Here is a 14,519-nt window from a genome sequence, read left to right on the forward strand (position 1 = left end):
CGGGCTTGAAGCAAGCGTGCAGGTCACTCTATCAGCGTGGGAGGCTTGAAAATGGGAGTACGACAAGCGGCCGTGAGTGGTACTTTTTATCCCGGGGCCAGGGGCGAGCTGGGGTCTATGGTCCAGCAGTTGCTTGGCGACAATGAACAGCAGGGCGAGCCGCCAAGGGCGCTGATCGTGCCCCATGCCGGACTGATTTATTCAGGCCCCGTGGCCGCCAGCGCCTACAGTCTGTTGCGCGCCAGCGCCGAGCGATTTCAGCGGGTACTGCTGCTGGGGCCCAATCACCGGGTGCCGCTGCGGTCCATGGTGGTGCCCACCGCCGACGGCTTTGACACGCCCCTGGGGATGATGGCGCTGGATACCGAATGTCTGCGGGAGTGGGTGGATCGGGGCTGGGTGGACTATGACGACGAAGCCCATCGGCTGGAACACTGCATCGAAGTGCAGCTGCCGTTCCTGATCACTATCAATCCGCGCTGGAAGCTGCTGCCGGTGATCGTGGGGCAGGTGGGGCCTGCTGCCGTTGCCAGGCTCGTGGGGCTCGGGCTGGATGATCCTGACACCCTGGTTGTCATCAGCAGCGATCTGAGCCATTACCATAGCTATACAGTGGCACAGCGCATCGATGCCGCCACCTCCCAGCACATTGAACAGCTGGATCCGGGTCTGCATTCAGAGCAGGCCTGTGGCTGTAATGCCGTGAATGGTCTGTTGAGTGCGGCGGCCCAGCGTGGCCTGAGTGTACGCTGTCTCGATCTGCGAAATTCCGGGGACACGGCGGGTTCCCGGGACAGGGTGGTGGGATACGGAGCCTATGTCTTCAACTGATGCTCGACCCGCTTGCTCTGATGCCGGCGGCAGGGTGCCTGAAAGCCTGCAGTTGAACAGGGATCTGTGTCGTCGTCTGCTGGATGTGGCACGCCAGGCCATCATAGTGGGTGCCGAGTCGGGGCAGGTGCTGGAGCCGGATCTTGAACATGTGCCCAAGGTGTTCCGTGAGCCTGGTGCGAGCTTTGTAACCCTCTACCGGCGTATGGGGCAGGAACGGCTGTTGCGCGGTTGTGTCGGCTCCCTCGAGCCGCGCAGGCCGCTGCTGCAGGATGTGGCGTTTAATGCGTACTGCAGCGCCTTTAAGGATCGGCGTTTTGCGCCGGTGACTCCGGGCGAGTTGTCCACCCTTGAGCTTGAGCTGTCGATACTGTCGCCACTGGTTGCGCTGCACTTCACCGACGAGGCCGACTTGCTGCGCCAGCTGGTGGCGGGTGAGGATGGGCTTGTGATTGAGTGTGGGGAGCATCGCGGCACTTTCCTGCCTTCAGTCTGGGGGCAGTTGCCGAATGTCGATGATTTCTGGATTCATCTCAAGCACAAGGCGGGACTGGCGGCAGACTTCTGGAGTCCCAAGTTGCGCTGCTGGCGCTATCGGGTGCTGAAGATCCGCGAAGCGGAACAGGTCGAGTTCGATGATTGCGAACCGCAAAGCCAGTAAGAGGGTATCCATCACACGACTTGCCGGGTGCTGAGTCACACGTCGCCGACGATCACGGGAGACTGTAATGAAGCCTGTCAGCGCAGTAAATCTGTTGAGCCAGCTACCGGCGGCGCAGCCGAACGAAGTGTTTGAAAGCCTGTTGCGGCACCCCGGCTTTCATCTGGAGCGGATTCTGTCCTGGGGGCAGGTGACCCCCGAGGGCGAATGGTACGATCAGGCACAGAATGAATGGGTGCTACTGCTTGCGGGCGCGGCACGGCTGCTTGTCGAGGGGCAGGAAGCGCTTGCGCTTGGGCCGGGTGATGCTGTGTTGCTGCCGGCACACTGCCGCCATCGCGTGATCTGGACCGACCCGGATCAGGCCACGGTCTGGCTGGCGCTGCATTACATGTCCGAGGCGTAAGCCATCAGGGTTACAGAGTGAGCGACCGGAATATTGTGACAGCGCTTAGGCTGTGGCCGGGATTCAGGCCGGCATGTCGGCGAATCGCTTAAGGGAGGGTGGAACCATCGAATCGCACATTGAGGTTGTGGAGGGCGATATTACGCGCCTGCAGGTGGATGCGCTGGTCAATGCTGCCAATAACAGCCTGCTCGGCGGTGGCGGTGTGGATGGTGCCATTCATCGCGCGGCCGGTCCTGAGCTGCTGCGTTACTGTCGTACCCTGGGGGGGTGTGCGACGGGTGAGGCCAAGTTGACGCCGGGCTTCAATCTGCCGGCGGCCTGGATTGTACATACCGTGGGGCCTGTGTGGCACGGCGGTGATCGGGGCGAGGCGTCGTTGCTAGAGCATTGTTATCGCAGTGTGTTTGAGTGTCTGCAGACCATTGATGTCGAGTCGCTGGCATTTCCGGCGATCAGCTGTGGTGTCTATGGCTATCCGGTGCAGCAGGCAGTTCAAATCGCGGTTCAGACAGTGCGGGAGCAACTGAGGCTGCGCAAGCAGCCGTTGCGCGTTCTGTTTTGCTGCTTTGATGCCAGCATGGCTGAACTGTACAGGCAGGCGCTCAAGCGCTGAAACGATATGCCATCGGGCTGGTGCGGGTGGTCGCGGAAAGTCGGCGTAATACCGGGCACGCGCAGTGCCCGGTATTTGATGCGGGAAATCAGGCCGGATTTTCGATCTCAATCAGGCGCGGCTTCATCGCCTCGGGAACTTCGTGTACCAGGTCGACGTGCAGCAGTCCGTTATCCATGCTCGCCTTTACAACGCGCACATGGTCGGCAAGCTGAAAGCGCCGCTCAAAGCTGCGCGCGGCAATACCCTGGTAGAGGTATTTGCGATCACCCGAATCCTGTTGCTTCTGGCCGACGATGATCAGGATGTCCTGTTCACTCTTGATGCTGAGTTCAGAATTGTCGAACCCGGCGACAGCCATCGTTATGCGGTAATGGTTTTCGTCCAGCAACTCGATGTTGTAGGGCGGGTACGCCGGCTGGCCCTGTTCATTGCGGCTCGCGTTGTCCAGCAAGGAGGCGAGGCGGTCAAAGCCGATGGCGGAGCGGTACAGGGGGGACAGGTCAAAATCTCTCATGGTCATATCCTCGTTGAGCAATATGGGTGCCCGCACGCTGCGGGCTTACAGGACGCGTACCTTCATCGAAGCGATCACGTCTGATTTTTTATATGAGGATAAGCGGAAAAAATTTCAAGCCGGCGGGAAGCGAAATTAAGGTACATAGCGCGGGCGTCGCAAAGTCGAATCATTCCTGGGCTCGGCCGGGCAGGTGCTGTCGCAGCGGGAGAGGGGTTGATTTGCGCGAGCCCAGGGAAGCGGTTCCTGTACAGGTGCCGCTTCCCTGGGCTGAATTCAATGTGAGGTTTTAGCCGCTGAACTGTTCAGGGTCGTTGGTAATGGTGACGTCGATACTGGAGCTCGGGATACGGAAATCATAGACCCGTTCCCAGTCTGATCCGGGTGCCCGTTCCCAGACGGTGCCGGCATTGAAGGCCAGTTTTTCCTCAAGGCTCGCATCCATGCCGTAGAGTTTTTCCAGTGGTACGGGCGTCAGGTTGGCGACTTCGTCCTGCAGGAATTCATCGTCCTCGTAGCCGCTGAACAGGCGCCAGCCGGTATCGTTCAGGTGCTCGGGAACGGTCTTGTACATAAAGCGTACCGGCAGCTTTTCATCGAAAATCAGCCGTGATACCAGCGCCAGGAAGCCGCTCTTGGTTTGGCCGGTTTCGTTGTTGCTGTTCGGGGTTTCGGGGGTTGTTGCGTCGCTCATAAGGGCCTCCGGTAAAAATGCCGGCCTATTATACAGTGAATGGCGGTGTGTATGCAGGGATGCCACCGTGGTGTGGCCGCAAAGCTGCATGGGGTACTGCGCTGGCGCGTTGGCAATGGGTGTCCTGTGAAGCTGGTTGCCGGTTTGTCAGGCGCATAAAAAAACCCTGCCGAAGCAGGGTTTTCAGGTCAGCTAGATGCCGGCGGCAATCAGGCTTCTACGGTCGGAATCACGCTGGAAGCGGATTTGACATAGTTATCCATCTGATGGAAGTTCAGGTAACGGTAGATATCACCGGACATGCTGTTGATGCGCTGGGCGTACTCCATGTACTCGTCAACGCTCGGCAGCTTGCCCATGACCGCTGCGACGGACGCAAGCTCAGCCGATGCCAGGAAGACATTGGCGCCATTGCCCAGGCGGTTGGGGAAGTTGCGCGTCGAGGTGGATACAACGGTGGAGTTGTCTGCCACCCGTGCCTGGTTACCCATGCACAGTGAGCATCCCGGTGTTTCGATACGTGCCCCAGCGCGGCCGAAGATGTTGTAGTAGCCTTCTTCGGTCAGCTGAGCGGCATCCATCTTGGTCGGCGGTGCAATCCACATGCGGGTCGGCAGGGTCTGGCCCGAGCTTTCCAGCAGTTTGCCGGCGGCGCGGAAGTGACCGATGTTGGTCATGCAGGAACCCACGAAGACTTCGTCGATTTTCTGGCCGGCGACTTCGGACAGCAGGCGGGCATCGTCCGGATCATTCGGCGCGCACAGGATAGGTTCCTTGATGTCGGCCAGATCGATTTCGATGATTTCTGCGTATTCGGCGTCGGCGTCGGCACGCATCTGGCTCGGGTTGGCGAGCCATTCTTCCATCGCCTTGATGCGGCGGGAGATGGTGCGAACATCACCGTAACCTTCGGAGATCATCCACTTGAGCATGACGATGTTGGACTGCAGGTACTGGGCGACAGACTCATCAGACAGGGTGATGGTGCAGCCGGCAGCAGAACGTTCTGCAGAGGCGTCAGACAGCTCGAATGCCTGTTCGACAGTGAGGTTTTCCAGACCTTCGATTTCCAGTACGCGACCGGAGAATGCGTTGATCTTGCCAGCCTTGGCAACGGTCAGCAGGCCCTGCTTGATACCGTAGTAAGGGATGGCGTGAACCAGGTCGCGCAGGGTGATACCCGGCTGCATTTCGCCTTTAAAGCGCACCAGAATGGATTCCGGCATGTCCAGCGGCATAACACCGGTGGCGGCAGCAAAGGCAACCAGTCCGGAACCGGCTGGGAAGGAGATGCCCAGCGGGAAGCGGGTGTGGGAGTCACCGCCGGTGCCGACAGTGTCAGGCAGCAGCATGCGGTTGAGCCAGGAGTGGATAACGCCGTCGCCCGGGCGCAGGGACACGCCGCCGCGGTTCATGATGAAGTCCGGCAGGGTGTGGTGGGTGTTGACGTCGACCGGCTTCGGATAGGCCGAAGTGTGGCAGAAGGACTGCATGGTCAGGTCGGCGGAGAAGCCGAGGCATGCCAGGTCTTTCAGTTCGTCGCGGGTCATTGGGCCCGTGGTGTCCTGGGAGCCGACAGTGGTCATCTTCGGTTCGCAGTACATGCCGGGGCGCACGCCCTCAAGGTTGCAGGCCTTGCCGACCATTTTCTGTGCCAGGGTGTAACCCTTGCCGGTGTCGGCGGGCTGTTCCGGAGTGCGGAACAGGTCGGCCGGTGCCAGCCCCAGTGCCTGGCGGGCACGGTCGGTCAGGCCGCGGCCGATGATCAGCGGAATACGGCCGCCGGCACGGACTTCGTCCAGCAGGACCTGGGTCTTGAGGCCGAAGCGGCACAGCTCTTCACCGGTGTCGTGATTCTTGGCAACGCCTTCGTACGGGTACACGTCGATGACATCGCCCATGTTGAGCTTGTCGACCGGCATTTCGATCGGCAGGGCGCCAGCATCTTCCATGGTGTTGTAGAAGATCGGGGCAATCTTGTTGCCGAAGCAGTAGCCGCCGGCGCGCTTGTTCGGCACGTGCGGGATGTCGTCGCCGAAGAACCAGAGTACGGAGTTGGTGGCGGACTTGCGTGAAGAACCGGTACCGACCACATCGCCGACGTAGGCTACGGGGAAGCCCTTGGCCTTGACGGCTTCGATCTGGCTCAGCGGGCCAATTTCGCCGTGCTTGGCAGGTTCGATGCCGTCACGGGTCATTTTCAGCATGGCATTGGCGTGCAGCGGGATGTCCGGGCGTGACCAGGCATCGGGGGCTGGCGACAGGTCGTCGGTGTTGGTTTCACCGGATACCTTGAAGACGGTTACGGTGATCTTTTCAGCGACTTCGGGCTTGCTGGTAAACCATTCGCCATCGGCCCAGGACTGCAGCACCTGCTTGGCAAACTCATTGCCGGCTTCGGCCTTTTCCTGCACATCGTGGAATGCATCGAACATCAGCAGGGTGTGGGACAGGGCCTTGGCGGCGGTAGCGCCCAGGGCTTCGTTGTCCAGGCAGGCGATCAGCGGCTGAATGTTGTAGCCGCCCAGCATGGTGCCGAGCAGTTCGGTTGCCTTAACCGCGTCGATCAGCGGAGAAGAGGCTTCTCCGGTGGTGATGGCGGCCAGAAAGCCGGCTTTTACATAAGCGGCCTGGTCAACACCGGCGGGGACACGGTTGCTGAGCAGATCCAGCAGTGTTTCTTCTTCACCGGCGGGCGGATTTTTAAGCAGTTCAATCAGGGCTGCGGTCTGTTCCGGATCCAGGGGCTTCGGCGGAATGCCTTCCTGGGCACGTTCTTCTACATGTTTGCGATATGCTTCAAGCACGATATAGCCCTCATCAGTTGTCGCTTCTGCCAAGACATTCGTAATATGTCTATTTACTAAACTAGTAATTGTGTCACTAGCAGTGCGGCCTTGGCGGTGTGTCGACTCGCTTTCAATTGTTCATTGGCGGGCGCTATTTTAGCGCAATGCAGCTCTCAAGTTAATATGTGTCGACAATCTTGGGGCTTCGACCAAGGCCGTATAGATGTATGCCAAAACGTTGTATGTTTAATATTTTCAATAAGTTGTGTTATATACTTCACAACTTATGTTAAACATTTATGCTGTGTATAGTGGGTATGGCCTAAACATACATCAATGACTTAGCGCTGCCTGCGGTTGAATCCTGCATGTCTGTCGATGCATCTTTAGCCGTGCCGCAACGCCTGTGCAGGGCCGTAATGCCGGTTGAGGCGCTGCGGGCATGACACTCATTCCACAACCTGGTCCAGCGCCTTTTCCAAGTTTGCAACGGTGCGCTCCGGGTCGTGCAGTTTATCGAGGCCAAAGAGGCCGAGGCGGAAGGTCTGGTAGTCCTCGGGCTCATCGCACATCAGCGGTACGCCGGCTGCGATCTGCAGGCCCTCTTGCAGGAATTTGCTGCCGTTGTGGATGCCTTTGTCCTGGGTGTAGCAGACGACGACCCCAGGTGCCTGGAAGCCCGGCGCAGCGACACTGGCAAAGCCCTTGCGTTCGAGCAGGGCCCGAACTCGAAGACCCAGCTCGATCTGTTCTTCACGCACATCGGCAAAGCCATAGTCACGGGTTTCCTGCATCACGTCGCGCAACTGCCGAAGTCCGTCGGTGGGCATGGTGGCGTGGTAGGCATGGCCACCGCCTTCGTACGCTTCCATAATTTGCAGCCATTTGCGCAGATCACAGGCAAAGCTGGTGCTGGTGGTGGACTCGATGCGTTCGCGGGCCAGTTCGCTTAGCATCACCATGGCGCAGCAGGGCGAGCCGCTCCAGCCTTTCTGTGGTGCGCTGATCAGTACGTCGATGCCGGTTGCCTGCATATCGAGCCAGACGCAGCCGGAGGCGATGCAGTCGATGACCAGCATGCCGCCTACGTCGTGTACAGCCTCGGCCAGGGCGCGAATGTAGTCATCGGGCAGGATCATGCCGGAGGAGGTTTCTACGTGGGGGGCAAACACCAGATCGGGTTTTTGTGTCTGGATGGCGTCCACGACTTCGTCGATGGGGGCGGGTGTAAAGGGCGACTGTGGTGCCGTATCGATTGGCCGTGCTTTGAATACCACGGATTCCGCGGGGATGTCCCCCATCTCGAAAATCTGTGTCCAGCGGTAGCTGAACCAGCCGTTGCGGATAACGAAACATTTTCGGTCGCCGGCGAACTGACGTGCGACGGCTTCCATGCCAAAGGTACCGCTGCCCGGCACGATGATGGCTGAATGGGCGTGGTAGATTTCTTTCAGAGTGCTGGATATGTCGTTCATCACGCCCTGGAAGGACTGTGACATATGGTTCAGTGAGCGGTCGGTGTAGACCACCGAATACTCGAGTAATCCCTGTGGGTCAACGTCGGGTAAAAGACCGGGCATGGCGTCCTCCTGATATAACACCTTTGCTGTAACAGTGTAGCGGTGGTCTCGGGGTGGTTAGCAGACTAGCAGAACTATGGGTTGCTGTATCCAGTGCCGTTCGACGGGATCTGTCGCGCTGTGTAGCGCGTGGGCCTGTCGAATTTCCATGCCGATGAATATTGGCTGCGGGAGCGGCTCAGTCGGCATCGCCGTCCTGTTGCACTTGGCTCAGCAGCCTCATCACCTCTGCGTCCGAGACCTGGTCAAAGTCCTCAAAGTAGGCCCCGACAGCGCCGAGGTAACGGGCTGGAGAATCCAGCGCGATGACGTCGTCAACCTCCGATCGCAGCTTGATGCAGATGTCTTCGGGCACCACGGGAATGGCCACGACGATTGAGGCCGCCTGGCGCTGACGGGCGTCGTGAATGGCCGCTTGCATGGTCAGCCCGGTAGCGATGCCATCATCCACCAGTATCGCGATCTTGCCAGCGACATCAAGGGGAGCCTGGCCCTGCATGTAGCGAGTGCGTCGGCGCAGGGCTTCCTGATGTTCCCGGGCGACCGACGCGCGCAGCCAGTCGGCATCAAGCTGCTCGACCTCATAGGGGTCGCAGAACAGCGTGCCATCCTCGGCCAGGGCACAAACGGCATATTCCGGATTTCCCGGGTGGCCGATCTTGCGCGGTACGATCAGGTCAAGCGGTATGGACAGGGCCTGGGCGACCTCGACACCCAGCACGACACCGCCACGAGGCAGCGGGAAAACGATAGCAGGACGGCCACGATAGTGGCTGAGTGCGGCGGCCAGTTGGCGACCTGCATCTTTACGGTTCTTGAATATCATCACTTGATCTTTTTGCTGGGGGTATGACTCCTTACCTTAAACACAGCCTCCTAGTTAGCAGAATAGTCCTATCTCGGTGTCCTGATGAACTTGATTTCATACCAACCGGTATGTTTAAATTCTCTCGGCATACCGATCGGTATGAAAATGACCGATGTCAGTTCCATTAGGCAGTGCTGTTGCAGTGCAATTTGATGCCCAGTGGCCAAACCGTGGATAGGACTTATCATGAATTTGTCGAGATTCTTTATCGATCGACCGGTCTTTGCCTGTGTGCTGTCGGTGCTGATTTTTCTGGCCGGGCTGCTGGCCATGTTTCAGCTGCCGGTGTCTGAATACCCGGAGGTAACACCACCGTCGATTGTGGTGAACGCCAGTTTCCCCGGGGCCAATCCCAAGGTGATTGCAGAAACCGTGGCGACGCCGCTGGAAGAGCAGATCAACGGCGTGGAGAACATGCTGTATCTGTATTCCCAGTCCACCACGGACGGCCGCATGACGCTCACGGTCACCTTTGAAATTGGTACGGATCCAGATCTGGCGCAGCAGCTGGTTCAGAACCGCGTCTCCCAGGCGTTGCCTCGTCTGCCGGAGGTGACGCGCCAGCTGGGTGTAACGACGATCAAGAGCAATCCGGACCTGACCATGGTGGTGCACCTGACCTCACCCAATGACCGCTATGACATGCTGTACCTACGCAACTATGCAGTGCTGAACGTCAAGGACGAGCTGGCGCGCATTCGTGGTGTGGGTCAGGTACGGCTGTTTGGCTCCGGCGACTACGCCATGCGGTTGTGGCTCAATCCCGAGAAGATTGCCGAGCGCAATCTCACCGCGGCCGATGTGATCAATGCCGTGCGCGAGCAAAACGTGCAGGTGGCGGCCGGCATGATTGGTGGTGCGCCCTATGCCGATGTGGCGCAGCTGCAGTTGCCGGTGAATGCCCGGGGGCGGCTCGACAGCCCGCAGGCCTTCAAGGACATTATTATCCGCACCAGCGCGCAGGGGCAGGTCACGCGTCTGGGCGATGTAGCGACAGTCGAGCTGGGGGCGTCGGAGTATGCACTGCGTTCCTTGCTGGATAACAAGGATGCGGTGGCGATTCCCATTTTTGCCGCCCCCGGTGCCAATGCGCTGAATATTTCCCGGGATGTGCGGGCCACGATGGCCGAGCTGAAGCAGAATTTCCCGCAAGGTGTGGATTTCGATGTGGTCTACGACCCCACGGTCTTTGTACAGGGCTCGATCAATGCGGTGATCAAGACCCTGCTGGAAGCCGTCGCGCTGGTGGTGCTTGTTGTCGTGGTCTTCCTGCAGTCCTGGCGTGCCTCGGTGATTCCGCTGCTGGCGGTGCCAGTGTCAATTGTCGGCACTTTTGCACTGATGCACCTGTTCGGCTTTTCGATCAACGTGCTCACCCTGTTCGGGCTTATTCTGGCTATCGGTATCGTCGTGGACGATGCGATCATCGTGGTCGAGAACGTGGAGCGCAACATCTCCGATGGCTTGTCGCCGCGCGATGCCACCATCAAGGCCATGCGTGAAGTTACCGGCCCCATTGTTGCGACAACCCTGGTATTGCTGGCGGTGTTCGTGCCGATTGCGATGATCAGTGGCCTCACCGGGCAGTTCTACCGCCAGTTCGCGCTGACCATCGCCATTTCCACCGTGATTTCGGCGCTCAACTCGCTGACGCTGAGTCCGGCGCTGGCGCGGCTGCTGCTCAAGCCTGAAGGTGAAGCCAATGACTGGCTGACCCGCCTGATGAACCGGTTGTTGGGTGGTTTTTTCCGTCTCTTCAACCGCTTCTTTCGCCGCGCGTCCCAGGGGTATGCCGGGGGGCTAGGTGGCGTTGTAAGGCGCAAGGGGCTGGGCATGCTGGCGTATGCGCTGCTGCTGGTGGCGACCTACGGCCTGTTCCAGGCCGTGCCCGCGGGCTTTGTGCCGACCCAGGACAAGCAGTATCTGGTCAGCTTTACGCAGTTGCCTGACGGCGCCACGCTGGACCGCACCGAGAATGTGATTCGGGAAATGAGTGACATCGCCCTGAACACGCCTGGCGTGACCGGTGCCGTGGCGTTCCCGGGGCTTTCGATCAATGGTTTCACCAACAGTCCGAGCGCCGGTATTGTTTTCGTGACCCTGGATGATTTCGACCGGCGAACCGACCCCGCGCTGTCGGCCTTTGCCATCAGTCAGCAGCTGCAGCAGCAGTACAATACGATCGAGGAGGGCTTTGTCGCCATCTTCCCGCCGCCGCCGGTACCGGGTCTTGGGACCATCGGGGGATTCAAGTTGCAGATCGAGGATCGCACCGATCAGGGTTACGAAGCGTTGCAGAAAATCGTGGACGAGATCCAGGCCAAGGCCCGGTCTGCGCCGGAGCTGGCCGGTGTCTTTTCGAGTTACAAGATCAATGTGCCGCAGCTGTATGCGGATCTGGATCGTACGCGTGCCAAGCAGCTAGGGCTGAATATTAGCGAAGTCTTCGACACCATGCAGACCTATCTTGGGTCGATATATGTGAATGATTTCAATCAGTTCGGTCGTACTTATCAGGTTATTGCTCAGGCTGACAAGGCGTTTCGTGATTCGCCCGATGACATCCTGCGCCTCAAGGTGCGCAACAGTGACGGCGAGATGGTGCCGCTGGGCGCGGTGATCCGGGTCAGCGAAACCTTTGGTCCCGAGGCTGCGCAACGTCACAATGCCTTTCGTGCGGCGGACCTGAACGGTAGTGCCGCACCGGGTTACTCTTCGGGTGAGGCACAGGCCGCCATTACCCGCATTCTGGAGGAAACCCTGCCGCCCGGCATGCAGTTTGAGTGGACGGAGCTGACCTATCAGCAGATTCTGGCCGGTGATACCACGACGCTGGTGATTCCGCTGGTCATCCTGCTGGTGTTCCTGGTGCTGGCTGCGCAGTACGAAAGCCTGTTGCTGCCGTTATCGATCGTGCTCATCATTCCCATGAGCATGCTGTCGGCGCTGGTGGGTGTCTGGCTGAGCGGTGGCGATAACAATATCTTTACCCAGATCAGCCTGTTTGTACTGATGGGACTGGCGACCAAGAATGCAATTCTTATCGTCGAGTTTGCCCGTGAACTTGAACATCAGGGGCGGGGTGTCGTCGCTGCCGCGATCGAGGCCAGCCGGCTGCGCCTGAGGCCGATCCTGATGACCTCCTTTGCCTTTATCATGGGGGTATTGCCCATGGCTGTTTCCACCGGGGCGGGCGCCGAGATGCGCAACGCGATGGGGGTCGCTGTCTTCGCAGGCATGCTCGGGGTCACGCTGTTCGGCCTGATTCTGACGCCGGTGTTCTACGTGCTGCTGCGCAGTCTTCGGTTGCGCAAAACAGTTGCTGCCCCAGAGCCGCTGTGAGGCAGGTCCCTGGGTCGGCAGCGGGTATCGCTGTCGACTCTAAAACCCTGCGTGGCTTGTGGACATACCGAGTGGTTTGTTATAGTGCAGGCTCATAATAAATACTCAGGAGGCCCATATCGTCATGCGCAAGCAAACAGATACCCGGGAAAAATTGCTTTGTACCGCGATGAGCCTTATCTGGCAGAGCAATTACACCAGTGTGGGTGTGAATGAGATCTGCAAGCAGGCGGGCGTTACCAAGGGCAGCTTTTACCATTACTTCGAGACCAAGGCGGATCTGTATTATGCCGCGGTGATGCACTACTGGGAGCAGATGAAGCAGGAGCTTGAAGGGCTCTTTACCTCCGGGCTGACTCCGCTTGAACAGCTTGAAACGCTGATAGAAATGGTGGTAGGCCATGCGCAGGTGAAAGAAGATGCCTGCGGTGCTGCGTCGGGCCAAAAGGTCGTGGGGTGTCCTGTATTTACGTCAGGCGGTCAGTGCGGCTGCGAGGAAGACAAGGTACGTCTGGTAGCGCAGGAAATGACCGAACTCACGATCGCCTACGACATCCGTCTCATTCAGGGCCTCAAGGATGCAGGCTTGCTCAACGGTGACCCGGACCCTGCGCAACTGGGCCGTTTGATGTACCAGTACATCCAGGGGCTGCTGATTTACGGTCGCATCTACAATGACCTGGAGCGGATTAAGGCGGACCTGCGCGACGGTGTCTATCGCCTTATCGATCTCAAGCAGGAATACCGTTTCGTGGCCAAGCCCGCCTGCAGCCAGGTTGCCTGACTACTTTCACTGTCGAATCTAAGGGCCTCATTTTGAGGCCTTTTTTGTTGGTGCAGTACTGACCGGCTGGTAAGTGGCTGTAAACCAGGGACCTGTTACCCGCTGTTTCCAAATATCATCTCTTGTTTCTTTAGCAATCAATCCATTTGACACATACCAACCGGTATGGTTAACTTCATTCTCTACTAGACCAACCGGTATGTTTAATGGTTGCTAACAGGCTGCTCGGAGGTGAATTATGAGTATCGGTAAAGGCAGGGGGCGTGTCGCCCTGGTGGTGACAACGGCAACGATACTGGTGCTGGGGGCTGCGGGTTTTAAGTACTCTCAGCAATCCCAGGCCGCTACGGCTGAACCCCAGGCAGCGTCGGCAGCGCCCCAGGTGGAAGTCGCAACACTCCAGCCGGAAGCCGTCAATATCTGGAGTGAGTTTTCAGGCCGGCTTGAGGCGGTGGAAGTGGTGCAGATCAGGCCCAGGGTCAGCGGCACGCTCGACCAGGTGCTGTTCCGTGAGGGCAGCCTGGTTGAGGCCGGAGAACCGCTTTACGTGATCGATCCGCGTCCCTATGCCGCAGCGGTGGCCAGTGCCAAGGCTGCGCTGGCTTCGGCGCGCTCCAGGGTTGAGTTTGCCCGTGTCGAACTCGACAGGGTCAAGGGGCTCGAATACCGCAAGGTGATTTCAAAAAGTCAGTTCGACTCGGTGAATAATGACTACCGTGTTGCCCAGGCCGATATGAATGCGGCCGAGGCCGCACTGGACATTGCGCAGCTCAATCTGGAGTACGCCCATATCAGCGCCCCGACCAGCGGGCGTATCAGTCGCAGCGAAGTGACGCGCGGTAACCTGGTGGAAGGTGGTGCCAATGGTCCAGTGCTGGCGACCATCGTATCCAGTGACCGGCTCTATGCCGAATTCGATGTAGATGAGCAGACCTACCTGAACCTGGTACGGAACCGCAGCGACAAGCCGCTGGCCGTGACACTCAGTCTGGCGGGTGAAGAGGCGATCTACCAGGGCGAGATGCATGCGTTCGACAACCGTCTGTCCAGCCAGAGCGGCACCATTCGTGCTCGGGCGTTATTTGACAATCCGGACGGCGCCCTGATTCCTGGCATGTTTGCCAGTGTCCGTGTTGCCGCCCCGGTGCAGGGGCAGGCACTGCTGGTCGAGCAGCGGGCGCTGGGCACCAATCAGGATCAGAAATACGTGTATGTCGTGGATGACAATAACGTCGTGTCGTATCGCCCGGTGACGCTGGGGGCCGCGGTGGGCGAACGGCGCCTGGTGCTGCAGGGACTCAATGCGGGTGACAAGGTGATGGTAAACAGCCTGTTACGGGTTATGCCCGGCATGAGCGTTACGCCGGTGGACATCCGCGGTAGCGCAAAGGCGGATGGCAGCGTTGCCTATCAGCTTTAGGTTAATCGATA

The 14,519-nt window shown here is 58.9% G+C and carries 12 protein-coding genes; 7 read left to right on the top strand and 5 right to left on the bottom strand.

What is annotated here, in order from left to right; genetic code table 11:
- Positions 1–51: 51 nt before the first annotated feature.
- The 4 genes from amrB to F451_RS0105790 all read left to right on the top strand — a co-directional run bounded on the left by amrB (position 52) and on the right by F451_RS0105790 (position 2,514).
- Complete coding sequence (gene amrB / locus F451_RS0105775) at positions 52–831, top strand: AmmeMemoRadiSam system protein B (protein WP_026291539.1); 780 nt, start codon at positions 52–54, stop codon at positions 829–831.
- Positions 818–1,492: an AmmeMemoRadiSam system protein A gene (amrA, locus tag F451_RS24920; RefSeq protein ID WP_083928358.1), complete on the top strand. Its 675-nt coding sequence runs from the start codon at positions 818–820 to the stop codon at positions 1,490–1,492. The genes amrB and amrA overlap by 14 nt, the downstream gene beginning before the upstream one ends.
- 67 nt (positions 1,493–1,559) lie before the next feature.
- Positions 1,560–1,898, top strand: coding sequence for a cupin domain-containing protein (locus tag F451_RS0105785; RefSeq protein ID WP_020680409.1), 339 nt, complete (start codon positions 1,560–1,562; stop codon positions 1,896–1,898).
- Between the two features lie 73 nt (positions 1,899–1,971).
- Positions 1,972–2,514: an O-acetyl-ADP-ribose deacetylase gene (locus F451_RS0105790; protein ID WP_083928361.1), complete on the top strand. Its 543-nt coding sequence runs from the start codon at positions 1,972–1,974 to the stop codon at positions 2,512–2,514.
- 88 nt (positions 2,515–2,602) lie between these two features.
- Here F451_RS0105790 and F451_RS0105795 read toward each other — a convergent pair whose 3' ends face one another.
- From F451_RS0105795 to F451_RS0105820, 5 genes are all read right to left on the bottom strand, one after another.
- Complete coding sequence (locus tag F451_RS0105795) at positions 2,603–3,031, bottom strand: Hsp20 family protein (protein WP_020680411.1); 429 nt, start codon at positions 3,029–3,031, stop codon at positions 2,603–2,605.
- Between the two features lie 289 nt (positions 3,032–3,320).
- Positions 3,321–3,725 (bottom strand): immunity protein Imm33 domain-containing protein, encoded by a 405-nt coding sequence (locus F451_RS0105805; RefSeq protein ID WP_020680413.1) that lies wholly within the window; start codon positions 3,723–3,725, stop codon positions 3,321–3,323.
- Between the two features lie 209 nt (positions 3,726–3,934).
- Positions 3,935–6,532: a bifunctional aconitate hydratase 2/2-methylisocitrate dehydratase gene (gene acnB / locus F451_RS0105810; protein ID WP_026291541.1), complete on the bottom strand. Its 2,598-nt coding sequence runs from the start codon at positions 6,530–6,532 to the stop codon at positions 3,935–3,937.
- A gap of 431 nt (positions 6,533–6,963) precedes the next feature.
- Positions 6,964–8,094 (bottom strand): aminotransferase class V-fold PLP-dependent enzyme, encoded by a 1,131-nt coding sequence (locus tag F451_RS0105815; RefSeq protein WP_020680415.1) that lies wholly within the window; start codon positions 8,092–8,094, stop codon positions 6,964–6,966.
- Between the two features lie 178 nt (positions 8,095–8,272).
- The gene (locus F451_RS0105820) at positions 8,273–8,920 is read right to left on the bottom strand and encodes a phosphoribosyltransferase (RefSeq protein WP_020680416.1); all 648 of its coding nucleotides are present in this window, start codon (positions 8,918–8,920) and stop codon (positions 8,273–8,275) included.
- Positions 8,921–9,148: 228 nt separating this feature from the next.
- Between F451_RS0105820 and F451_RS0105825 the strand changes: the two genes are divergently transcribed.
- The 3 genes from F451_RS0105825 to F451_RS0105835 all read left to right on the top strand — a co-directional run bounded on the left by F451_RS0105825 (position 9,149) and on the right by F451_RS0105835 (position 14,508).
- Complete coding sequence (locus F451_RS0105825) at positions 9,149–12,304, top strand: efflux RND transporter permease subunit (protein ID WP_020680417.1); 3,156 nt, start codon at positions 9,149–9,151, stop codon at positions 12,302–12,304.
- Positions 12,305–12,428: 124 nt separating this feature from the next.
- Complete coding sequence (locus tag F451_RS0105830) at positions 12,429–13,088, top strand: TetR/AcrR family transcriptional regulator (RefSeq protein WP_020680418.1); 660 nt, start codon at positions 12,429–12,431, stop codon at positions 13,086–13,088.
- 238 nt (positions 13,089–13,326) lie between these two features.
- Entirely contained in the window at positions 13,327–14,508 is a 1,182-nt protein-coding gene (locus F451_RS0105835; protein WP_020680419.1) for an efflux RND transporter periplasmic adaptor subunit, read from the top strand.
- Positions 14,509–14,519 lie beyond the last annotated feature (11 nt).

It is taken from the genome of Marinobacterium rhizophilum DSM 18822 (assembly GCF_000378045.1).
Taxonomy (GTDB): domain Bacteria; phylum Pseudomonadota; class Gammaproteobacteria; order Pseudomonadales; family Balneatricaceae; genus Marinobacterium_A; species Marinobacterium_A rhizophilum.